At 60.4% G+C, this 21,511-nt stretch carries 17 protein-coding genes and 1 tRNA gene; 14 read left to right on the top strand and 4 right to left on the bottom strand.

The window, feature by feature from the left end; all coding sequences use genetic code 11:
- Nucleotides 1-152 precede the first annotated feature (152 nt).
- On the bottom strand, nt 153-2,420 hold the full coding sequence (locus OX462_RS11035) for a carboxy terminal-processing peptidase (protein ID WP_409028408.1): 2,268 nt from the start codon (nt 2,418-2,420) through the stop codon (nt 153-155).
- Between the two features lie 519 nt (nt 2,421-2,939).
- Between OX462_RS11035 and OX462_RS11030 the strand changes: the two genes are divergently transcribed.
- Together OX462_RS11030 and OX462_RS11025 are read left to right on the top strand one after the other, a co-directional pair.
- On the top strand, nt 2,940-4,910 hold the full coding sequence (locus OX462_RS11030; RefSeq protein WP_070313506.1) for a methyl-accepting chemotaxis protein: 1,971 nt from the start codon (nt 2,940-2,942) through the stop codon (nt 4,908-4,910).
- Nucleotides 4,911-4,961: 51 nt separating this feature from the next.
- Entirely contained in the window at nt 4,962-5,234 is a 273-nt protein-coding gene (locus tag OX462_RS11025; RefSeq protein ID WP_070313505.1) for a putative signal transducing protein, read from the top strand.
- Between the two features lie 9 nt (nt 5,235-5,243).
- Here the strand turns inward: OX462_RS11025 and OX462_RS11020 are convergent, their stop codons facing one another.
- A complete protein-coding gene (locus OX462_RS11020; RefSeq protein ID WP_070313504.1) occupies nt 5,244-5,792 on the bottom strand; it encodes a thymidine kinase in 549 nt (182 codons plus the stop codon).
- A 303-nt stretch (nt 5,793-6,095) separates the two neighbouring features.
- Between OX462_RS11020 and OX462_RS11015 the strand changes: the two genes are divergently transcribed.
- Nucleotides 6,096-7,475, top strand: coding sequence for a pyridoxal-phosphate dependent enzyme (locus OX462_RS11015; protein WP_070313503.1), 1,380 nt, complete (start codon nt 6,096-6,098; stop codon nt 7,473-7,475).
- Entirely contained in the window at nt 7,472-8,653 is a 1,182-nt protein-coding gene (locus OX462_RS11010) for a trans-sulfuration enzyme family protein (RefSeq protein WP_141750082.1), read from the top strand. The genes OX462_RS11015 and OX462_RS11010 overlap by 4 nt, the downstream gene beginning before the upstream one ends.
- Nucleotides 8,654-8,760: 107 nt before the next feature.
- Here the strand turns inward: OX462_RS11010 and OX462_RS11005 are convergent, their stop codons facing one another.
- Complete coding sequence (locus OX462_RS11005; RefSeq protein WP_070313502.1) at nt 8,761-10,980, bottom strand: acylase; 2,220 nt, start codon at nt 10,978-10,980, stop codon at nt 8,761-8,763.
- A 14-nt stretch (nt 10,981-10,994) separates the two neighbouring features.
- Nucleotides 10,995-11,834: a hypothetical protein gene (locus OX462_RS11000; protein WP_070291240.1), complete on the bottom strand. Its 840-nt coding sequence runs from the start codon at nt 11,832-11,834 to the stop codon at nt 10,995-10,997.
- A 226-nt stretch (nt 11,835-12,060) separates the two neighbouring features.
- On the opposite strand from OX462_RS11000, the gene OX462_RS10995 reads away from it, so the two are divergent.
- From OX462_RS10995 to OX462_RS10950, 10 genes are all read left to right on the top strand, one after another.
- Nucleotides 12,061-12,753 (top strand): hypothetical protein, encoded by a 693-nt coding sequence (locus OX462_RS10995; RefSeq protein WP_070291241.1) that lies wholly within the window; start codon nt 12,061-12,063, stop codon nt 12,751-12,753.
- A 36-nt stretch (nt 12,754-12,789) separates the two neighbouring features.
- On the top strand, nt 12,790-13,236 hold the full coding sequence (locus OX462_RS10990; protein ID WP_070313501.1) for a DUF2939 domain-containing protein: 447 nt from the start codon (nt 12,790-12,792) through the stop codon (nt 13,234-13,236).
- Between the two features lie 125 nt (nt 13,237-13,361).
- Complete coding sequence (locus tag OX462_RS10985) at nt 13,362-13,865, top strand: DUF2939 domain-containing protein (protein ID WP_070222954.1); 504 nt, start codon at nt 13,362-13,364, stop codon at nt 13,863-13,865.
- Nucleotides 13,866-13,951: 86 nt separating this feature from the next.
- A complete protein-coding gene (locus OX462_RS10980) occupies nt 13,952-14,164 on the top strand; it encodes a hypothetical protein (protein WP_070222955.1) in 213 nt (70 codons plus the stop codon).
- An 11-nt stretch (nt 14,165-14,175) separates the two neighbouring features.
- Nucleotides 14,176-14,565: a nuclear transport factor 2 family protein gene (locus OX462_RS10975; RefSeq protein WP_070313500.1), complete on the top strand. Its 390-nt coding sequence runs from the start codon at nt 14,176-14,178 to the stop codon at nt 14,563-14,565.
- Between the two features lie 312 nt (nt 14,566-14,877).
- Nucleotides 14,878-16,608 carry a methyl-accepting chemotaxis protein gene (locus tag OX462_RS10970; protein WP_070313499.1) on the top strand — a complete coding sequence of 577 codons (1,731 nt, stop codon included), beginning with the start codon at nt 14,878-14,880 and terminating at the stop codon, nt 16,606-16,608.
- A 435-nt stretch (nt 16,609-17,043) separates the two neighbouring features.
- Nucleotides 17,044-19,329 (top strand): TonB-dependent receptor, encoded by a 2,286-nt coding sequence (locus OX462_RS10965; RefSeq protein WP_409028742.1) that lies wholly within the window; start codon nt 17,044-17,046, stop codon nt 19,327-19,329.
- Between the two features lie 95 nt (nt 19,330-19,424).
- Nucleotides 19,425-19,511 (top strand) — tRNA-Leu (locus OX462_RS10960).
- A 218-nt stretch (nt 19,512-19,729) separates the two neighbouring features.
- Complete coding sequence (locus OX462_RS10955) at nt 19,730-19,978, top strand: phage tail protein (protein ID WP_409028741.1); 249 nt, start codon at nt 19,730-19,732, stop codon at nt 19,976-19,978.
- Between the two features lie 342 nt (nt 19,979-20,320).
- Complete coding sequence (locus tag OX462_RS10950; RefSeq protein WP_205602260.1) at nt 20,321-21,184, top strand: SGNH/GDSL hydrolase family protein; 864 nt, start codon at nt 20,321-20,323, stop codon at nt 21,182-21,184.
- Nucleotides 21,185-21,511: the final 327 nt, after the last annotated feature.

The raw sequence follows: 21,511 nt of genomic DNA, 5'->3' as shown, positions 1-21,511 counted from the left end.
GAGGAGAATAGAGGAGACAAGTGCATTATGCTGCATCGCGGCATATCGATCCAATTGATTGTTGGAATGATAGAAATACGCCAAACGGATAACTGATCGGGGCGAAAAAAAACCGGCTCCACAAGGAACCGGTTTTCTAGTGCATGAAAGCCTTACTTCGCTGCCGCCACCGGCGTCGCCTTGCCATCGGCGCCATACGGCAAGACCTTCGCCGCCATGCGGGTATCGGCCTTGATCAGCGCCACTTCGTCGGCCAGGATGCGCGCCGCTTCGTTCAGCAGCACGTCCTTGGCGCTCTTGGCGGCCGTTTCGGCATCGAGTTCGGCGCTCAGCGCGCGTTCGTCGCCCTGCAAGCCGTCGTCGGTGCGCAAGGCGCCCTTCACGGCGGCGATCTGCTTGGCCGTCTTGCTGGCCGCTTTCGCGCCCTTCAGCACGTCTTTCGGATCGGGAATCACCACCAGGTCGTCGGCCGGATTCGAAATCTGCGCGATCAGGCGTTTTTCACGGGCCTTCGCGCGCGCTTCCTGGGCATCGCGCTCCTTGCGGCGCACGGTTTCATTGAGCGAAATCTGGTTTTCCTTGCGCTGCTTGACGACGAGAGCGATGTCATCGAGCAAGTACTGGAAATCCTTGTCCTTGGCCACGCGCGCTTCATGCTTCTTGTCCAGCAGCGGCACGATATCCTTCAGGTCGCCCGTCGGCATGTACGGCGCCGGCTTGATGGCCACCCATGGCAAGGCATTGTCATAGCTCGATTCGCCGAAGTTCTCCGTGTCCGACATGGCCGGCAGCTTGATGTCGGGCGTGACGCCGCGCAACTGCGTGGTGCCGCCGTTGATGCGGAAGAACTGGGCGATGGTCATCTTCAGCTCGCCGAAACGGGCTTTCTCGCTGCCGCCGAAACGGTCGAGGTTGAACAGGGTTTGTACGGTGCCCTTGCCGAAGCTGCCTTCGCCGATGATGACGCCTCGGCCGTAATCCTGCACGGCGGCGGCGAAAATTTCGGAAGCGGAAGCGGAACCGCGGTTGATCAGCACGCCCATCGGGCCATCCCAGGCCAGGCCCGCGTTGGTGTCGCTTTCCACGTCGACCTTGCCTTCGGCATTGCGCTGCATCACGACCGGTCCCTTGTCGATGAACAGACCCGTCAGTTCGACGGCTTCGTTCAGCGAACCGCCGCCGTTGTTGCGCAAGTCGATCAGGACGTTGTCGACCTTGTCCTTCTTCAACTCGGCCAGCAAACGGCTGACGTCGCGCGTAGCGCTTTTAAAGTCCTTGTCGCCACGGCGGCGCGCTTCGAAGTCCTGGTAGAACGTCGGCAGGGCAATGACGCCGATGCGGCGCTTGACGCCGTTCTCGCGCACTTCGATGATCGATTTCTTCGCCGCCTGCTCTTCCATGCTGATTTTCTTGCGCACCAGCGGCAAGACGACGTGCTTGGCATCGGGGCCGGCATCGGCCGGCAGGATGTCGAGGCGCACGACGGAATCCTTGGCGCCGCGGATCAGCTGCACCACATCGTCGATGCGCATGCCCAGCACTTCGGTGATGGGGCCGCTTTCGCCCTGCCCCACGCCGACGATGCGGTCGCCCACTTTCAGCTTGCCCGACAGGCCGGCCGGGCTGCCCGGCACCACTTCGCGCACCACCGTGTATTCGTCGCGCGTCTGCAGCACGGCGCCGATGCCTTCGAGCGACAGGCGCATGGCGATGTCGAAGTTGTCCGAGGCGCGCGGGCCCAGGTAATTGGTGTGCGGTTCGATCGACATGGCATACGAGTTCATGAAGATCTGGAACACGTCTTCGCTGTTGAGCTTGCGCGAACGGGTCGTGTAGCTTTCATAGCGCTTGTCCAGCGTCTCGCGGATGGCCTTGTCTTCCTTGCCCGCCAGTTTCAGGCGCAGCCAGTCGTTCTTGACGCGCTTGCGCCACAGGTCGCGCACTTCCTCGTCGTTCTTCGGCCAGGCGGCCTTTTCGCGGTCGAGCTGGTAGCTCTCGTCGGCGGTAAAGTCGAACTTGGTTTTCAGCAATTCACGCGCATACGCCATGCGCTCGTCGAAACGCTGCTGGTACAGGTTGTAGATGGCAAACGGCGCCGTCAGGTCTTCATTGATGATGGCGTCGTCGAGCTTGGTGCGCAAGGGAGCGAAGCGGTCGATGTCGGCCTGCACGAAGAACAGTTTTTCTGCGTCCAGGGATTTGAAATAGCGGTCGAAGATTTTCTCCGACATGGCGTCGTCGAGCGGCATGGCCTTGTAATGGACGCGCGTCAATACGCGCGATGCCCACAAGGCGGCCTGCGTTTGCTGGGCCAGCGGCTTCATGGTGAGCGGAGGAGCGGCGCTCTTGTCCGTCTGGGCTGCGCCAGCGTGGGCTGACAGGGCGAGCACCAGGGTGACCAGCATCATTTGCTTCTTCATCGGCTTCTCCGAAAATTAGTTAAATCAATTCCAGGCGGCGCAGAGATGCATGCGCCAGCCAGCAAGACAGTAAGGGGATACACGACTGGTCTGCATATTATTCTACAGGATACGGCCTGGCAGTCTCCCAAGGAAGATCAGTTTCTTCCTGGAAGCTTAAACGCGGATTAAAGGCGGCGTCTCATTCATTACAAAGTGAAACATTCGTGAGAAAAATCGCATCATTCAGCAGCGATGAATATCAACATGCGCCACTGGAATGAAAAAAGTCAATAGATTGAAGCGGCAATCCTTGATCTCAATGATGTTTTTATGTGAAAAAGTGATTCCTGCGGGAAACACTTAGTAACAAATGGCAAGCAACATGCTATCATCGCGCCCTGAAATACAGCTTGCCTGCGCGCCGCTCCCACAGCCGGCGCGCTTTCGTTTCAACAGTGTTCCCACCAGATCCCCTCCCCGCGTGTCATGTCATGACCTGGAATGGCCGAGCTGATTACCCTTTGCCAGACTCACACTATGCCTACAATTTCCTTCTCCCCCCGCCACTGGAGTGTCGGCGGCAAGATTACCGTCTTCACGTTTGCCCTCGTCAGCCTGATCCTGGCCAGCCTGACTGCCTTGATGAGTATCAATACCTCGCGCGTGCTGGAACAGCGTGCCGAAGCGGCCGTCACCAGCGAACTCAATAGCGTCATGACGACCACGCAAGTCTTCCATACTGCCATGGTCAACGAAGCGGCCAGCTTTGCGCGCCTGTTCGCGGCCGAATTTCCCGGCCCGTTCACGGTCGACGCGGGCGCCATGGTGGCCGTGGCCGGCAAGGCCACGCCGGCCCTGGCCAACGGCGGCAAGGTGCTCAACCTCGATACGGCCCTGGTCGACCGTTACACGGCGCAGACGGGCGTGATCGCCACCATCTTTGCCGCCAACGGCGATGAATTCGTGCGCATCAGCACGTCGCTGAAAAAGCAGGATGGCGAACGCGCCATCGGCACCCAGCTCGACCACAACCACCCGAGCTACGCGCCGCTGCGTGCGGGCCAGCGTTTCGTCGGCATGGCAACCTTGTTTGGCAAGCAATACATTACGCAATATGATCCCGTGCGCGACGCGGCAGGCAAAGTGGTGGGCGTGCTGTTCATCGGCCTCGATATCAGCAAGAATCTGGCCATGTTGAAAGAGAAGATTCGCCAGGTCAAGATCGGCCAGACGGGCTACATCTATATCGTCGACACGGCTCCCGGCGCCAATTACGGCCACCTGGTGCTGCACCCGAACAGCGAAGGCAAGAGCGCGCTCGAGTTCAAGGCCAGCGACGGCCGGATGTTCATCCAGGAAATGCTGGCGCAGAAAGACGGTGCCATGCGCTATACGTGGACGGCGCCTGGCGAAACGGCTGCCAGCGCGCGCGAAAAGCAGCTGTATTACCGTCAATTCAAGGATTGGCAATGGATCATCGCGGGCGGCACGTTCACGGACGAAATCACCTTGGAAGCGCGCCAGCTGCGCAACCAGCTGGCCATTTCCGGCTTCGTCGCCCTGCTCGTCTTCGCCCTGCTGCTGTACTGGCTGGTGCGCACCCTCGTCTCGCGCCCGCTGGCCGCCGCCGAAACGGCCGCTGCGCAAATCGCCGCCGGCGACCTGACGGTGCACCTCGATACGACCAGCCTGGACGAGATCGGCCGCCTGCTGCGCGCCATGAACCGCATCAGCGACAATCTGTCGCAAGTGGTCGGCAACGTGCGCGGCAGCGCCGGGCAAATCGCCACGGCGTCCGGTGAAATCGCCAGCGGCAACCTGGATTTGTCGAGCCGCACGGAACAGCAAGCCAGTTCGCTGGAAGAAACGGCCGCCTCGATGGAAGAACTGAGTTCCACCGTGCGGCAGAACGTCGATCACGCGCAGCAGGCAAGCCGGCTGGCGCACGACTCGTCCAGCCTGGCAGCCGAAGGCGGCGCCGCCGTGGCACAGGTGGCCAGCACCATGGACGCCATCCGAAGCTCATCTGGCAAGATTGCCGACATCATCGGCGTCATCGACGGCATCGCCTTCCAGACGAATATCCTGGCCTTGAACGCGGCCGTGGAAGCGGCCCGCGCCGGCGAACAGGGACGGGGCTTTGCCGTCGTCGCCACCGAGGTGCGCACCCTGGCGCAGCGTTCGACGGCCGCCGCGAAAGACATCAAGGATCTGATCCAGGCATCGGCCGGCACGGTAGACCTGGGCCACGCCCAGGTGAGCCAGGCCAGCGCCACCATGGACACCGTCGTGGCCAGCGTCCAGCAAGTGAGCACCATCATGGCCGAGATCGCGCAGGCGAGCGAAGAGCAGCGCAGCGGCATCGAGCAGGTCAACCAGGCCATCGCCCAGATGGACCAGGTGACCCAGCAGAATGCGGCCCTGGTGGAAGAAGCGGCCGCGGCCGCCGACGCCTTGCAGGAGCAGGCGCATGAGCTGAACCAGGTGGTGGGCGTGTTCAAGCTGTAAGGTCATGCCTGGTGCTAAGATGGGGTCGAATCCACCTTGCCAGGAGACACGATGCACGACGACTATGTTTTGATTGCCCGGCTGATGATCCCCACAGATGCGCACGTCATCCGCGGCTGCCTGGCAGCGGCCGGCATCGACGTGCTGCTGACGGATGACCAGCACATGCAGGCCGACATGCTGCTGGCGGCCGCCATCGGCGGCGCCCGCGTCATGGTGCGCGAACACGACGTGGCGCGCGCCAATGACATCCTGGCCGCGTTCGAACGGGGCGATCTGGCGCTGTCGGACGATACGGACGTGGGCGTGCCCGTCGCCGAATAAGGAATTAACTTAGGAGTAGAAACAGCGCCCGCAAGCCTGGCGGTAACTCTCGTTGCCGCCTATGCTGATCTGCTCACCTTCCTTGATGCGGCGGCCCTGCTCGTCCACGCGGATGTTCATCGTGGCCTTCTTGCCGCAAGTACAAATATTCTTCAACTCTTCGATATCGTCGGCCAGCGCCAGCAGGTAGGCCGAGCCGGGGAACGGTTCGCCCTTGAAATCCGTGCGCAAGCCGTAACAGATGACGGGCACGCCCTTCACTTGCGCCAGCTGGTGCAATTGCTGCACCTGGGCCGTGCTGAGAAATTGCGCCTCGTCCACCAGCAAACAGGCGACCTGGGGAATAGCGTCGAGGAAATTCGTGTCGGCATGGAAGATATCGACCTGGCGCTGCGGCCCCAGACGCGAGGTGACCCGGCCCACGCCGTAGCGGCTGTCGATGGCGGCCGTGTACAGGCGCACCTGCTGGCCCTGCTCTTCATAGTTGTGCGCGACCTGCAACAAGGCCGTCGACTTGCCCGCGTTCATCGCGGAATACCGGAAATAAAGTTTTGCCACCGCCGCCTGCCCTGTCTGGTTGATTTTCAATACTATTTAGTATCTTTTCGAGGCGTGATTATAAATCGCAATGGCGGGCTTGCGGCAGCTTAATAGTCGCGTCGTTGGTGCGGCAAGCGGGCCAAAAACGGCGCATACTCGAATCGCGCGCGTTGCAGCCGATATGCGCAGCGCGCATATGCAAGCATGGAAACATTCGTTCGCCGCACTCGTCCACCCGCCTACACTGCGCGGCACGGAAGGCGGCTCGGGACACGATCCTGAGCGGCTGTTTCTCTGACAGGAGCCACCATGAATGATCGAATGCCATCCCCCTCCCAGCCGCCAGCGCTATACAAGCTGATCGGCAACACCCCGCTGGTCGAAGTCACCAGGCTCGATACGGGCCTGTGCCAGCTGTTCCTGAAACTGGAATCGCAAAATCCCGGCGGTTCCATCAAGGACCGCATCGGCCTGTCCATCATCGAAGCGGCCGAAGCGGACGGCCGCCTGCAGCCGGGCGGCACCATCGTCGAAGCCACGGCCGGCAACACGGGCATCGGCCTGGCCCTGGTCGGGCGCATCAAGGGCTACCGCGTGATTCTCGTCGTGCCCGACAAGATGTCGACGGAAAAAGTGCTGCACCTGAAGGCGCTGGGCGCGGAAGTGCACACCACGCGCTCGGACGTGGGCAAGGGCCATCCCGAGTACTACCAGGATTATGCGGCGCGGCTGGCGCGCGAACTGCCGGGCGCCTTCTTCGCCGACCAGTTCAACAATCCCGCCAATCCGCTGGCCCACGAAACGACGACGGCTCCCGAAATCTGGGAGCAAACTGGCCATGACGTGGACGCCATCGTCGTCGGCGTCGGTTCGTCCGGCACCCTGACGGGCTTGACGCGCTACTTCCGCAAGACGCAGCCCAAGCTCGAATTCGTTCTGGCCGACCCGCAAGGCTCCATCCTCACCGAATACATCGACACAGGAAAAATCAGCGACACAAGCGGGTCGTGGGCCGTCGAAGGCATCGGCGAAGACTTTATCCCGGCCATCGCCGACATGGACAGCGTCACGAAGGCCTATACCATCACGGACCAGGAAAGTTTTGATTCCGCGCGCGCCCTCTTGCGCGCCGAAGGTATTTTAGGCGGCTCATCCACCGGCACCCTGCTGGCAGCGGCCCTCAAATACTGCCGCGAACAGACTAGCCCGAAGCGCGTCGTCACGTTTGTCTGCGACACGGGGACGCGCTACTTATCCAAAGTCTACAACGACGGCTGGATGCGCGACCAGGGTCTGTTGCAGCGCGCGCGCTCGGGCGACTTGCGCGACCTGATCGGGCGCCGCTACGACGAGGGCGACGTCGTCAGCGTGGCGCCGGGCGACACCCTGCTCACGGCCTTCAACCGCATGCGCGCCAGCGACCTGGCTCAGTTGCCCGTCATTGATGCAGGTCAACTGGTCGGCATCCTTGACGAATCGGACTTGCTGCTGCACGTCTCGAGCGACGCCGCGCATTTTGCATCGCTGGTGGGCGCCACCATGACGACGCAGATCGAAACGCTGGCGCCATCGAGCGGCTTGCCCGCCCTGCGCGCCACGCTGGACCGGGGCTTGACGGCCGTCGTCGCCGACGATACCGGCTTCTACGGCCTGATCACCCGCTTCGACCTTCTCAATCACTTACGCAGGACTTTATCTTGAGCCAAGACATCCCCCGCAAGAGCCATCTGGCCACCCGCGTCATCCACGCCGGCCAGTCGCCCGACCCGTCGACGGGCGCCATCATGCCGCCCATTTACGCCACCTCCACCTTCGTGCAGGACAGCCCCGGCGTGCACAAGGGCCTCGATTACGGCCGCTCGCACAATCCCACACGCTGGGCGCTCGAGCGCTGCGTGGCCGACCTGGAAGGCGGCAGCGCCGCGTTTGCGTTCGCCTCGGGCCTGGCCGCCATCTCGTCCGTGCTGGAATTGCTGGACGCGGGCAGCCACATCGTCGCTGGCGACGACATGTACGGCGGCACGTATCGACTGTTTGAACGCGTGCTCCGCCGCTCGGCCGGCCACGAATTCACGTACGTCGACCTGACGAATCCGGAAAACCTCCTGGCCGCGCTGCGCCCGGAAACGAAGATGGTGTGGGTGGAAACGCCCACGAACCCCATGCTCAAACTGGCCGACTTGCGGGCGATCGCCGACATCTGCCGCGAACGGGGCATCATCGCCGTGGCCGATAACACGTTTGCCAGTCCGCTGGTGCAGCGCCCCCTGGAACACGGCTTCGACATCGTCGTGCACTCGACCACCAAGTATCTGAATGGCCACTCGGACATCATCGGCGGAATCGCCATCGTCGGCACGGAGGAACGCCAGGCGGAATGGCGCGAGCAGCTGGGCTTCCTGCAAAACTCGGTGGGGGCAATCGCCGGGCCGTTCGACAGCTTTCTGGCCTTGCGCGGCGTGAAAACCCTGGCTATCCGCATGCAGCGCCATTGCGAAAGTGCCCTGGTGCTGGCGCAGTGGCTGGAACAGCAAAAGGAAGTGAAAACCGTGTTTTATCCGGGGCTGGCGTCGCACCCGCAGCACGCGCTGGCGCAGCGCCAGATGGATGGTTTCGGCGGCATCATCTCGATCGACCTCGACACGGACCTGGCCGGCGCGCGGCGCTTCCTCGAGCGCTGCGAAGTATTTGCCCTGGCCGAAAGCCTGGGCGGCGTGGAAAGCCTGATCGAGCACCCTGCCCTGATGACGCATGCCAGCATTCCCGCCGAACAGCGGGCCAAGCTGGGCATCGGCGACGGCTTGATCCGCCTGTCGGTGGGGATCGAGGATATCGAGGATTTGCGCCATGATCTGCGCACGGCGCTGGACGCGATTTGAGGGGAGAGGTGTCGGATTACTCTGCGCTAATCCGACCTACGCTATGCCGAGGCCGGTAGGTCGGATTAGCTCGGCAACGCCGGGCGTAATCCGACACACCACCAACCTCACTCCCCCGGCCGATACCTGCGCTCCAGGTGCTTCGCCACGTCCTCCGGATAAAACAACACCTCCTTGAATTCGCCGCGCGCATACATGGCCGCCTGGTCCTGGAAGTGCGGCGACTTCGGGTCGCCGCTCTGGCCGCCCGCGAGGATGCTTTTCGCCTTGATGCGGGGGCCGAATTCCACGGCCGCGACAAAGCTGTTGCCGCGTTCGCCGTAAATACGCTTCGTGGTACTCCTGCTGCTCTGGCCATACGCGGCCAGCGCGCCCCAGTTACCCGATGCATACGGCACGGGCAAGCTGGCTTGCGCATCGTCAAACGGCTGCACGATGTCGCCCGTCAGGCGCTGGAAGCGGTTGATCTCGCCCCACGGCGTTTGCCAGTGGCCGAAATCGCGCTGCAGTTTGTCCGCCGCCGTCGCCAGGGCAGCCAGCCGCTGCGCCGCCGTAACCTTGTCCGTCGCCAGAAAATCGACCACGGGCACGCCTTGTTCCCTCGCCTGCTTGCCCGTCAGCTCGGCCAGCTCCTGGCCCCAGAACACGGCCAGCGAGGTAGCGGTGGAAGTGAGCGAATAGCGCCAGTCCCAGGCCCGCAGCAAGGCGATCTTGCCGGCCAGCGCCAGCTGTTGCGCGCCGCCGGCCGGCAGCGCATCGTAGGCCGCGAACAGCGGCGGCAGCAGCGCTTCAAAGGCCGTCAGTTCGCTGTCGTAGGACGCGGCGATCAGGCTGTCGAGCGTAAAACCCGTCTTGTTCTGAAAAACCTTGACGGCATGCAGGCCGCGCGCGTTTTCGCCGTAGACCGACATGTAGGCGGGATAGTCCTGCTGGCGCGGGCTGTTGGCGCCGGCCGCCGAATACGGCCAGTTGTTCGTGTTCTGAATCCAGCCATTCTTCGGATTGAACAAGGTGATGGTTTGCGCCACCGTGTGCAGCCCTTTCCATTCCGTGGCAGGGTCGCTGCCGTCGACGGGCTGCTTCCAGTTGAAGCGCGGGTCGCGCACGGGGATAAAATTGCCGTGAAAGTAGGCGATATTGCCATCCCCGTCCGCGTACACCGTGTTGTTCGACGAATTCGTGCGCAGTTCCATCGTTTGATAAAACGCCGCGTAATCGCGCGCCTTGGTGCGCGTGTACGATTGCGTCAACGCCTTCAATGGTTCATTCATCAGGCGCACGGCCACCCATTTACCGTCCTGCGCGCGCACGATGGGGCCGTGGTGGCTGTAGTAGACGGTGATGGTTTTCGAGCCCATCGCGCCATCGGCCAGTTTATAGGGCACGGTCATCGGCACGGCTTTCAGGGGCCGCAGCCCGCCGTCATAGCGGTAGAACCATGCGCCGTCCTTGTCGACGATGCTTTCCAGGTATTCGTCGATGACGTCGCCGCCGCCCGAGGTATGCATCCAGCCCAGGCGCTCATTGAAACCCTGGTAGACAAAGAACTGGCCCCAGGTGACGGCGCCATACGCGTTCAGGCCTTCGCCGCTGGTCACCTGCACTTCGGGACGGAAGTAGAACGAGGTGTGCGGGTTGATTATCAAGAGCGCATGGCCGTTTTTGGTAATCGCGGGCGCGATGGCGAAGCCGTTCGAACCGCTCGGTTCGGGGTCCAGACCTGACGCCAACCTGGTCTCCACGCTGGCCAGCGCTACGGCGGCGGGCCTTGCCTGCTGGCCGTAGAACGCTTCGAGCTGCGTCAGGTTGACCGATTCGATATCGCCGCCGATGCTGCCCTCGCTGAAACTGAGGGCCATCCACGGCTCGAAATGCGTAATCAAGCGAGGTTTGACGTGCGGATGCGTGGCCAGGTAAAAATTCAGGCCGTCGGCAAACGCATCCATGAGTTTCTGCAGCCACGCCGGGCTGGCGCGGTACTGCGCCTGCAGCTCCTGCGGATCGATGAAGAGCTTCATGCGCAGGTCGCGGTACAGCTCCCGCTCGCCCTCCACTTCCGCCAGCCGCCCCATGGCATTGATATAGTTCAATTCCACGCGGGGGAAATCGTCTTCGGCCTGCGCATACATCAGGCCGAAGACGGCATCGGCATCCGTCTTGCCCGTCACGTGGGGAATGCCCCAGGTGTCGCGCGCGATGCTGACGTTGGCAGCCTGCGTCTGCCAGCGGGCCATGTCCGTGACGGAAGCGGCGGGCGCCGCCAGCGCGGGAGGAGCGGCAACGATGCCGCAGGCGATGGCGGCGAACAGGGCACGGCGAACTGGCATGCACTACTCCAATATCAGGATGCGTCGATCAGGGTGGCGATACGCTGGTTCAACTCCACATTTTCCGCCTGCAGCTGCGCCACTTTCTGCTTCAAGCTGGCGATCTCGCCGCGCAGGCGTTCCGTTTCGGACGGCGCCTGGGCCGCGTTTTCCGCCCACGGTTCGTTGCCCGTCTCCGGCGTATCCTGCGACACGTGCGGCGCCTTCGGCTCGCGCGGCGTGCGCGTGGCGGCGCGCTGTTCGCGGATTTCCTTGGCCGCTTGGCGTAATAATTTTTTGCCGCCGGCGACAGCCGCCACCTGCTCTTCCGGCGGCAGCGATGCCACGGTGGCCGCCGCATTGATGGAGATCGTGCCCGAACGGACGGCTTCCACCAGTTCCGGCGAGGCCGCCTTCTGGATCTTCTCGATCTGGCTGATCTGGTTGCTGCTCAATCTGGCCGCCTTGGCCACCTCTTCGCGCGTGCTCATGGGAGGCTTGGGCGCGTTTTCGCCATCGGGCGCGTCCTGGGCGCTGACGGGCGCCGGGCTGCGCGCGGCGACGATTTCCTTCTTGCGCAAGGCCAGCACGCCGCGCTGGAAGTCCGACACGCTGCGGCGCGCCAGGTGATTGTCGATCATCCACAGCATGACGTCGTCAAGCGAGGTAAAGCTGGTGTTCTGGATGGTCTTGAATTCGATGCCGTGCTGGCGGCAGATGGCGTAGCGGTTATGCCCGTCGATCAGCACGTCGTTCCACAGCACCAGCGCATCGCGGCAGCCTTCGGCCAGCAGGCTGCGCTCGAGCGCCGCGTACTCGCTGGCGGTGAGCGGGTCGATATACGACTGCAGCACCTGATTGATAGTGATATTCATGGTTGTCCTCAATATTGCGGCGCGATGGTCCGCGCCGGCACGAATGCTACACCATCCGCCCTCCATAAGGCTGACCGAGGTCCCCCATCGCTCGTCACGGCAGAAAAAAGCGCATTTTTCCTTTCCTTCAGAAGCAACTGAACTTATCATTTGGCAATATTTAACGACCTTCCCCTTACTCGCGCCTGCTTGCGTATGAGCGCTTCGAAGACAAACAAGGAAATCAATGAAAAAGTTATGCCGCGTCGCCATCGCTGCCCTGGTACTCAGCGGGTGCGCCACCATGGAAGTGCGCGAGACCACCCGCACGATGGAACGCATCGGCCATGATCCGCAACTGAATGTCGTTTCAAAGGTCACTGCCGGTGAAGCACTGTTGTCCACATTTCAATACACAAGCAAAACGGGCTATCAGATTTACGATGGACGCGCCGTGTCGATTGGCGGCGGACGTGTAGCTGTCATCGAGGGCGACTTCCTGTACCGCGCCGATGTCGAGGGAAAACCTGCTTACTGCACTGAACGGCAGGTATTCAATATGCTGCTGCCCGGAATGACCAAGAATGCCTGTTTTGCCGACCGAAACAATGATGGCCTGCTGGACCAGGTGATGATCGCAGGCGATCTGGCGTGGTGGCACGAAGACGTCAGCCCCGGCATCAAATTCGGCCCGGGAGTGGAAACTGCACCTATCGACAGGTCCATCAATTCACAATTGCTATATCAGGGCTACAGCAATAAGACTTTGCGCATTGCCTACCGGGAGTATGCGGGCAGCCTGGCAAGGCCGTCGTTTTCGCAAGATTTATCATTCGAGATCACAAATTTTCCTGCGGAAATCACCTTCAGGAAAATCAAGATACAAGTACGTAGCGCAGGAAATCAGGGCCTGGAATACCAAATCATTGGCGGCTACTGACACTCGCGGGCAAGCTGCGATCCAGGCAGATATAGCATGAAAAGAAAGTACGCCACCGCGATCATTTTTGCCGTCGCCGCCATCGGCTTCACCTGGGTCAGCCCCTACATCGCCATGTACCGCATCAGCATCGCGGCGAAATCCGTGCGCCTGGAAAACTTGGCGCAGCAGGCCGACCTGCCTGCGATCCGCGCCAGCGTGGCGCGCCAGCTGCGCGCGGGCGGCGAAACGGCCAATGACGATGATTTCAAGGAAATGCTCGACACCATCGTCTCGCCGCCCGGCATCACGGTATTGATCTTGCACGGCAAGCAGGGGGCTGACGGCAAGCGCCACGACTTCGGCATGGCGTACCGCTCGTGGAATGAAGTGGTGCTGCGGCGCAGCGGCGCCGGACCCGCCGCCAGCCAGTTTCTGCTGCGCCGCCATGGCATCTGGGACTGGAAACTGATGGACATTACCCTGCCGCCGGAATTACTCTAAAGAAACTTGATCTAAAACAACACTTACCTAAACCGTCATATTGATTTTGGGAAATATTATGTAGAATGCCAACACCTCAGGCGCACCGGGTCGCCAGGCATCCGAGAGATTGCACGATGAAAAGAATGATGCTTCTCGCTGTAGCGGTACTGGTCGCGCTGGCCGGCGTCTTCTATGGCAGCCCGTACTTCACCATGAACAAGATCCGCGCGGCCACCATGGACGAGGATACGCAGGCGCTGGCCGCGCAGATCGACCTGGCCCAGTTGCGCGGCAGCCTGGGGCAGCAACTGCACACCCTGTTCTCGGCGCCGGAAGTGGCCGACGATATCAATCCCGAGGTCATCGATCCCTTGCTCGACACCATGCTGATGCCCGAAGGCATCGTCGCATTGATGAAGCTCAATGACCGCTACGAAAACCCGATCGCCAAGGTCAGCGACATCAGCGGCCGCAAGCGCAACACCAAGCCCGACTACAGGCTGCGCTACACCTCGTGGAACAGCGTGGTGGTGCAGCGCGCCCACAGCAAAAGCCATATCGGCGAACTGACCCTGACGCGCGACGGCCTGTGGCACTGGAAGCTGGTATCGGTGGCCCTGCCAAAGAACTTGCTGGCCGACGCGTAAAGCGCCCGCCCTTCGTGTCGTCAATCCAGCGGCTATCCGACACCGGACACTGCTATCATCGGATTTTGATTTCCAACGGAGGCAGCATGTCAGACCTGGTACAACACGCCCTGGCCCACGCGGGCAAACCGGCCACCACGCCCTGGGTGGTGACCCTGGTCGGCGGTGAAAAACTTACCGGCCCCATTTCCCCGCTCAGCGACGGCTGCTACGCCATCGGCCTGGGACAAATCAAGTACTTTTCCAGCGACAAGGTCGCCTGCCTGAATGTATCGGGCGCGGGCGCATTTCCTATCTGAAGATCTTGCCAATGGACGACGCGCGGGATACTCAGCAGGACAGCTTGGCGGCGCAGCTGCAGGCGCTGGAAGCGGCGCTGCAAAGCCAGGCGGTGCGCGCCGACAGGGCCAGGCTGGCGGCCCTGCTGGCTGACGACTTCGTCGAGTTCGGCAGCTCGGGCAATCTCTGGACGCGCGCGGCAACCCTGGCGGACTTGCCGGTGGAAGACTTTTGCCAGCGCAGCATCCGCGATTTTCAGGCCCGATTGCTGGCCGACGATGTTGCCTTGGTTACCTACCGCTCGCAACGCCACGCCAACGGCGCCCTGCCCGCCAGCGCCAGCTTGCGCAGTTCCTTGTGGAAATGGCGCGATGGCCGCTGGCAAATGATTTTTCACCAGGGCACGCCCATTCCCGGCTGATCCACCTCCCCGAAGATACTGTCCTGCGCCCGATCAAACGGCGCAGGAACCAGCATCCATGCCGAAAAGTTGTTTTTTGACACGCAAAATATCATTGATTTAATGAATTTTTTGTGCAACAATGAATTTAATAAATAAAACAAATAAATTATTGAAATCGGTTTTTTAAATTAATTCCATCCTTGCACCACGAATCCGTGTTCTGGATAGAAAAGCACTGCGTAGGACTCGACCCGTCGCCAGGCAAGCGCCTGCCACCGGTCTCACGCAAGCCCCCTTTCTAATCATCACCACGTATTTTGGAGAGACATCATGGACAAATTCACCGTACGCACCCAGCTCACTCTGGCTTTCGGCCTGCTGGTCTTTTTCCTCATCGGCATATCGATCCTGTCCGTGCGGAGCTTTTCCAACTTCAACGCCAGTTTTGACCAGTATGTCAACGGCATCACCGCCCGCGCCAATACGGCGCACCGCGTACGTGACGCAATCGACATGCGTGCCGTGGCGGCCAGGAATCTGGTGCTCGTCACCAAGCCGGAAGACCTGGAGATCGAACGCAAACAGGTCTTGCAGGCGCAGGCCGAGGTCGTCAAGAACATGCAGCATCTGCTGCAGCTGACACAGCAGCCTGAGGTATCGGATGAAGTGCGCGCCATAGTCAACAAGATAGACGGCATCGAAAAACGCTATTCTCCCGTCGCGATGGCTATCGTGGACCTGGCGCTGCAAAAGAAAACCGACCAGGCCATCGTCAAGATGAATGAGGAATGCCGCCCGCTGCTGGCCGCCCTCGTCGCCGCCAGCGATGAATATTTCGCCCTGACGGACCAGCGCTCTACCGCCATCTTGCAGGAAGACAACGAGCGTTACACGCTCAACAGGAATATTCTCATCGGCGCCAGCCTGCTGTCCATCGTGCTGGCAGCCCTGGCGGGCTGGCTCATCACACGCAGCCTGCTCAAGGCGCTGGGCGCAGAGCCGAAGCAGCTGTGCGACGCCGTCAGCCTGCTGGCCGGCGGCGACCTGACAGGCAAACTCAACGTTGCACCGCACGATACCGCCAGCGTGCTGTCGGCGCTGCAGCGCATGCAGGAGTCGCTGACCACGGTAGTGTCGTCCGTGCGCCAGGATTCCGACACCGTTTCCCTTGCCGCCGCGGAAATTTCCAGCGGCAATAGCGATCTGTCGCTGCGCACGGAACAGCAAGCCAGTTCGCTGGAAGAAACCGCTTCGTCAATGGAAGAGCTCACCAGCACCGTGCGCAAGAATGCGGAAAATGCCCGCGAAGCCAATGTGCTGGCCACGACGGCATCGGACGTCGCCAGCAAGGGCGGCGCCGTGGTGGGGCAAGTGATGGGCACCATGGACCTGATCAGCGAATCGTCGCGCAAGATTGTCGACATCATCAGCGTCATCGACGGCATCGCCTTCCAGACCAATATCCTGGCCCTGAATGCCGCCGTGGAAGCGGCACGTGCCGGCGAACAGGGCCGCGGCTTCGCCGTCGTGGCGACCGAAGTGCGCGGCCTGGCCCAGCGCAGCGCCAGCGCAGCCAAGGAAATCAAGGCGCTGATCGACGATTCCGTCAGCCGCGTCGATGCGGGCTCCAGGCTGGCGGCGCAAGCGGGCACGACGATGTCCGAGGTGGTCGCCAGCGTCGCCCGCGTCAGCAACATCATCGCTGAAATCACGGTGGCCAGCCAGGAACAGTCCGCAGGAATCGAGCAGATCAATCAGGCGGTGACCCAGATGGATAGCGTCACGCAGCAAAATGCCTCGCTGGTGGAAGAAGCGGCGGCGGCGGCCGAATCGCTGCGCGAGCAGGCCAGCCACCTGGTGGAAACCGTGAGCATCTTCAAGACGCATGACAGCCATCTGGCGGCACCCGCACCGGCGCCAGCACCGGCACGCGCCAGTCACAAGCCGCTGCACCTGGTACCGGCAACGGCCAGCAGCCCCGCCAAGCGCCAGGCCGCGCCGGCAAAACCCCGTGCGGCGCAAGCGGAAGCCGTGACGGCCGGCGACTGGGAAGAGTTTTAAGCACATAGAGGCATGCAGCCACGCATGCCCCGCTTCACACGCACAGGGGAGAGCCGCAGCCGGCCTCCCCTGTCGCGTTGCAACAACACGCCCCTCACATAAAAAATCCGCGGCAACTGTTGTATTTGTGCCGCCCCGGATCCCGCTACTACGCCGAAATGGCGCATGCTTTTTTGCGCCGCCGCAGGAAACCGCGTCGTCTTGTCCAGCCTATTTTGTTCCCGCACAAGCCTGCCGGCACTCCACTATGCACCCGCCAGATAGTGACGACAAATACGATTTTATTCGCGTATTGAGTCGAAACGGATATGAATAACCATCGTAGGAAAATGGCATGAATACCAAAATTTCCCGTGCTAGCATGATTTTTCGTTCAGCTGGCCAGCGCCAGCTTGCATGCCCCCAACAACCTTGACCGACAGGAGCCGTTTCATGATGACACCGCATGCCAGCACAGTACGCCACACCCTGATTGCCCTGGCAATCAGCGCCGCCTTTCCGCTGCAGGCGATGGCACAGGATAGCGTCCCGGCGCCAGCCGCCGACGCGCCTGCCGCGCCGGCGGCACAGACCGGTCCTGGCCAGCTGGAAACGGTGATCGTGACGGCGCAGCGGCGCGCGGAAAACATCAAGGACGTGCCCATGTCCATCGCCACCTTGAAAGGCGACAAGCTCGACACGCTGACGGCCGGCGGCGCCGACATCCGCTTCCTCAACAGCCGCTCGCCCAGCGTCTCCGTCGAATCGGATTACGGCCGCACCTTCCCCCGCTTCTACATTCGCGGCCTGGGCAATACCGACTTCGACCTGAACGCCTCGCAGCCCGTGGGCCTGGTGATGGATGACGTAGTGCAGGAAAACGCCATGCTCAAGGGCTTTCCCGTGTTTGACGTGGATCAGGTCGAAGTGCTGCGCGGCCCGCAAGGCACCTTGTTCGGCCGTAACTCGCCAGCCGGCGTGATCAAGTTCGATTCCGCCAAGCCCGTCTTCAAGACGGAAGGCTACCTGAGCGGCGGCTTCGGCAAGGATGGCATGAAGAACCTGGAAGGCGCGTTCAACGTGCCCGTCAGCGACACGGTCGCCCTGCGCTTTTCCGGCCAGACGCAGCGCCGCGACGACCGCGTGCACAACCCGCGCCCCACCGGCACGCGCGACTTCGAAGGCTATGAAGACAGCGCCGCCCGCCTGCAGGTATTGGTCAAGCCCACGCGCGACTTCACGGCCCTGTTCAACGTGCACGCGCGCAATCTCGACGGCACGGCCACCCTGTTCCGCGCGAATATCCTGAAACAGGGCACGAACGACCTCGTCGACGGATTTGATTACGACAACTACCCGACCGACGGCATCAACCGCCAGCACCTGAAAACCAAGGGCGCCAGCATGCGCCTGAAATGGGACTTGCCCGGCGTCACCTTGCATTCGATCACCGGCTACGAAAAGCTCGATTTCTACAGCCGCGCCGACGTCGACGGCGGCTATGGCGCCGTGTCCGCGCCGCCGATGGGTCCCGGCTTCATCCCGTTCGTCGTGGAAACGGCCGACGTGATCCCCAAGCACAAGCAGATTTCGCAGGAATTCCGCGCCGAGTCGTCTGCCCGCGGCCCGCTGCAATGGATAGCCGGCCTGTTCTACTTCAAGGAAGATATCCAGATCGACAGCATCGGCTTCAACAGCCTGGCGCCCGGCAACCCGCAAAGCCCGAACTACGCCACGCAAAACCAGAGCTCGAAGTCGTACGCGGCCTTCGGCTCGCTCAACTACACGGTCTCGGACGCCCTGAAACTGCGCGCCGGCCTGCGCTACACGACCGACAAGAAGGATTTCTCCGCCAAGCGGGTGGAAGCGACCACGGCCGGCCCCTTCGACTTGCACGACACCTCGCACAACGTCAGCTGGGACCTGAGCGGCACCTATGTATTGACGCCGGAAACGAATGCCTACGCGCGCATCGCCACCGGCTACCGCGCGCCGTCGATGCAGGGACGCCTGAACGGCCTGGCCGACCGCCCTTCGTTTGCGGGCGCCGAGAAAGCGCTGTCCGTCGAGGCGGGCATCAAGCAGGACCTGTTCGACAAGCGCGCGCGCCTGAGCCTGGCCATATTCCAGTACCGCGTGAAGGACAAGCAACTGACGGCCGGCAGCGGCGCCGTCAACATGAACCAGCTGATCAACGCAGACAAGGCCACGGGCCGCGGCGTGGAACTCGATTTCCAGGCGAACCTCAGCGATTCGCTCAGCATGACCCTGGGCGGCAGCTACAACCACACGGAAATCCAGGACAAGAAGCTGTTCGTGCAAAGCTGCGGCAACGCGCAAAACAACCCGGCCAGCGGCTGCACCGTGACCGACCCGCTGGGCCCGTTCAAGGGCACGGCCTACATCGACGGCAACCCGCTGCCGCGCGCGCCGGAATGGCAAACCAACTTCACATTAAAGTACAGCATCCCCCTCGCCAATGGCGAGTTCTACGCCTACACGGACTGGGCCTACCGCACCAGCTACAACTTCTTCCTGTATGAAGCGAAGGAATACAAGGCCAAGGAACTGCTCGAAGGCGGTTTGCGCGTCGGCTACAAATGGGACAAATACGAACTCTCCGCGTACGGCCGCAACATCACCAACCAGATCCAGTTGCTGGGCGCGATCGATTTCGACAACCTGACAGGCATCGTCAACGAACCGCGCACGTATGGGGTGCAGTTCAAGGCAGTGTTTTGATGGCGGGAAGCTGATAACAGGCCATTGATGCTGGCCCATCGCTCAGGCACAAGATGGCGTAATACACATCACCTGTGCTAGAATCTCGCCGCGCTGCCCGGATGGTGAAACTGGTAGACACTGGAGACTTAAAATCTCCCGCCTGTAAGGGCGTGCCGGTTCGATTCCGGCTCCGGGCACCAGCGCACAGAATTCAGAAACATCAAAAAAGCCATTAAACCCAATAAAATCAACGGGTTAGTGGCTTTTTTTACGTCCAGACATTCGACTTAATCCAGATTAAAACCGACAAAAACCTCTAGCGGTTACGCCAGATTTACGCCGTGATTACGCGAGCGACGCCGGCGCCGGCGCCATCATGGTGCCCCTGCTCGCCTGGCTGTAAGTTCACCAGCTCGACCTGATGACCAATGAGAAAACGCGCAAGCACGGCATCGCCTTCAAGTTCGAATTCAACAACCGTGAAACAGTCGATATCTCGATCAAGCTGAACCTGACCGAGCACATCGCGGTCAAACCGGCGAGGCCGGTTGGCCGTGCGGCGGCGATAAAAGCCAGCGAGGACGAGCTGGCGAGCACCATCAGCTTGTTCAAGCAGCCTCACGGCGGCGTCAAGGCCGGCGGTGCCATTCGAATCCAAAAAAAATGAACCTAATTAGCTCTCTGCTGACTAATAGAGAGCCAATCTTAACAATCCATCAAAAAGAAAATTATATACAGTCACAGTTTCAAAAAACTGATGACGGAATGAAATTTAATTTAGCATCAAATTGTCAGATTGAGAAATTTACTCAGCCAATTAAGGAAGACGCACCGAAGCAACCAATAGAATCAGGCACCATTTCTTATACCGATGAAATACAAAAATACAAATTATCAAAAAATTCCATAAGCGCGTTTCGCACATTCTCACCTGCTTGACCTCATCGCCAGAGGAAAAAATATTCGTAATGCTTAGGAATCTGTCCGCTTTCCACCAAGAATCCTAAGCATGAATTCAAAGATGGTTCATACTGGAGAAATTATTATGCACAACAAAAATGTTTATTGGGACGAGACCATGATGCAGAACGATTTTCATCAACCGTCAATATTGGCAATCGGCGACAGCTGGTTCTGGTATCCTCTTCCTGGTGGCTCATTATTAAGCAAATTAGGAAATTTGGTTGAAAAAAAGGAGCATTACATTCTAGCTCACGGAAATAACGGTGCCGAAGCCTACGATTATGTTTACGGAACCTATAAAAGAAGAATCCAGACCGCATTACAACTACATGGGGATTCTTTGTCGGCTGTTTTCATAAGCGGTGGAGGGAACGACTTCGCCGGCCTATCCGATATGCGCCCGCTACTGCTAAAAGACTGCTCCGCCTGCACTTCGGCTGAAGCTTGCTACCGATCCGGTGATGACGAGCAAAGCCTGAACCGATTTTTAAATAAAGTTACGGGAAGCTTCATCGCTCTTATCGACAAGATAATTGGTGCAACTTGGAATACGACGCAAAATGCAACCGGTCCAACGAAGATCTATTTACATAACTACGACTATGCTCGGCCAACAGGTATCGGCATCTTTGGTGCCGAAAGCAAATGGCTGCGAGCATCGCTAGTAGTCGCAAACGTGCCTACCCACCTGCAGGATTCCTGCATCCGTTTTTTGATCGACGAGTTCACTTTGCGGTTGAAGGGGTTGGTCGCTCGTTATCCCGGCCGCGTTCGTCTTGTCGATAGTCGCGGCACCTTAGGTGACGACGACTGGGCTAACGAACTTCATCCAACGTCGACGGGTTTCGAAAAAATTGCGCACAATGTGTGGCTACCCATATTGCAAGGCGATGGACTTGCACCTAAGTGATAACTACTTCAAGAAAGGTATGGAGGCTTCATCAATTCCAGAAAATCCTCTTGTATCTTGCCCAATAGCATGTGCTGGCCGAGGTGCGGCATCTACGCGGAACTCTTCCTTGTCTGTAAATTCCGACACCTCCATCACCTCTACTTCTTCACCTTGCCGCGACTGTCATCACGATCAATTCCCACACCCGGGCTAACCTGCTCCCACTGACGTTTTTACAACACCCCGCCCCCCTCTCCCTCCTCCAAAGGCCCCTACTGATATAATACTTACAATCAAGTAATATTCCGAAATGTGCGCCTCCAGGCTCCCGCAACCGTCTGTGTA

Source organism: Janthinobacterium aestuarii, assembly GCF_046113285.1.
In the GTDB taxonomy this organism is placed as follows: Bacteria; Pseudomonadota; Gammaproteobacteria; order Burkholderiales; family Burkholderiaceae_D; genus Janthinobacterium.
This window is presented reverse-complemented; position numbering and strand designations above follow the sequence as displayed.

Excerpts from the sequence above, each read along its gene's own strand:
- OX462_RS11035 (WP_409028408.1), bottom strand. The coding sequence starts at position 2,420 with ATGAAGAAGCAAATGATGCTGGTCACCCTGGTGCTCGCCCTGTCAGCC.
- OX462_RS11030 (WP_070313506.1), top strand. The coding sequence starts at position 2,940 with ATGCCTACAATTTCCTTCTCCCCCCGCCACTGGAGTGTCGGCGGCAAG.
- OX462_RS11025 (WP_070313505.1), top strand. The coding sequence starts at position 4,962 with ATGCACGACGACTATGTTTTGATTGCCCGGCTGATGATCCCCACAGAT.
- OX462_RS11015 (WP_070313503.1), top strand. The coding sequence starts at position 6,096 with ATGCCATCCCCCTCCCAGCCGCCAGCGCTATACAAGCTGATCGGCAAC.
- OX462_RS11005 (WP_070313502.1), bottom strand. The coding sequence starts at position 10,980 with ATGCCAGTTCGCCGTGCCCTGTTCGCCGCCATCGCCTGCGGCATCGTT.
- OX462_RS11000 (WP_070291240.1), bottom strand. The coding sequence starts at position 11,834 with ATGAATATCACTATCAATCAGGTGCTGCAGTCGTATATCGACCCGCTC.
- OX462_RS10995 (WP_070291241.1), top strand. The coding sequence starts at position 12,061 with ATGAAAAAGTTATGCCGCGTCGCCATCGCTGCCCTGGTACTCAGCGGG.
- OX462_RS10990 (WP_070313501.1), top strand. The coding sequence starts at position 12,790 with ATGAAAAGAAAGTACGCCACCGCGATCATTTTTGCCGTCGCCGCCATC.
- OX462_RS10985 (WP_070222954.1), top strand. The coding sequence starts at position 13,362 with ATGATGCTTCTCGCTGTAGCGGTACTGGTCGCGCTGGCCGGCGTCTTC.
- OX462_RS10980 (WP_070222955.1), top strand. The coding sequence starts at position 13,952 with ATGTCAGACCTGGTACAACACGCCCTGGCCCACGCGGGCAAACCGGCC.
- OX462_RS10975 (WP_070313500.1), top strand. The coding sequence starts at position 14,176 with ATGGACGACGCGCGGGATACTCAGCAGGACAGCTTGGCGGCGCAGCTG.
- OX462_RS10970 (WP_070313499.1), top strand. The coding sequence starts at position 14,878 with ATGGACAAATTCACCGTACGCACCCAGCTCACTCTGGCTTTCGGCCTG.
- OX462_RS10965 (WP_409028742.1), top strand. The coding sequence starts at position 17,044 with ATGACACCGCATGCCAGCACAGTACGCCACACCCTGATTGCCCTGGCA.
- OX462_RS10950 (WP_205602260.1), top strand. The coding sequence starts at position 20,321 with ATGAATTCAAAGATGGTTCATACTGGAGAAATTATTATGCACAACAAA.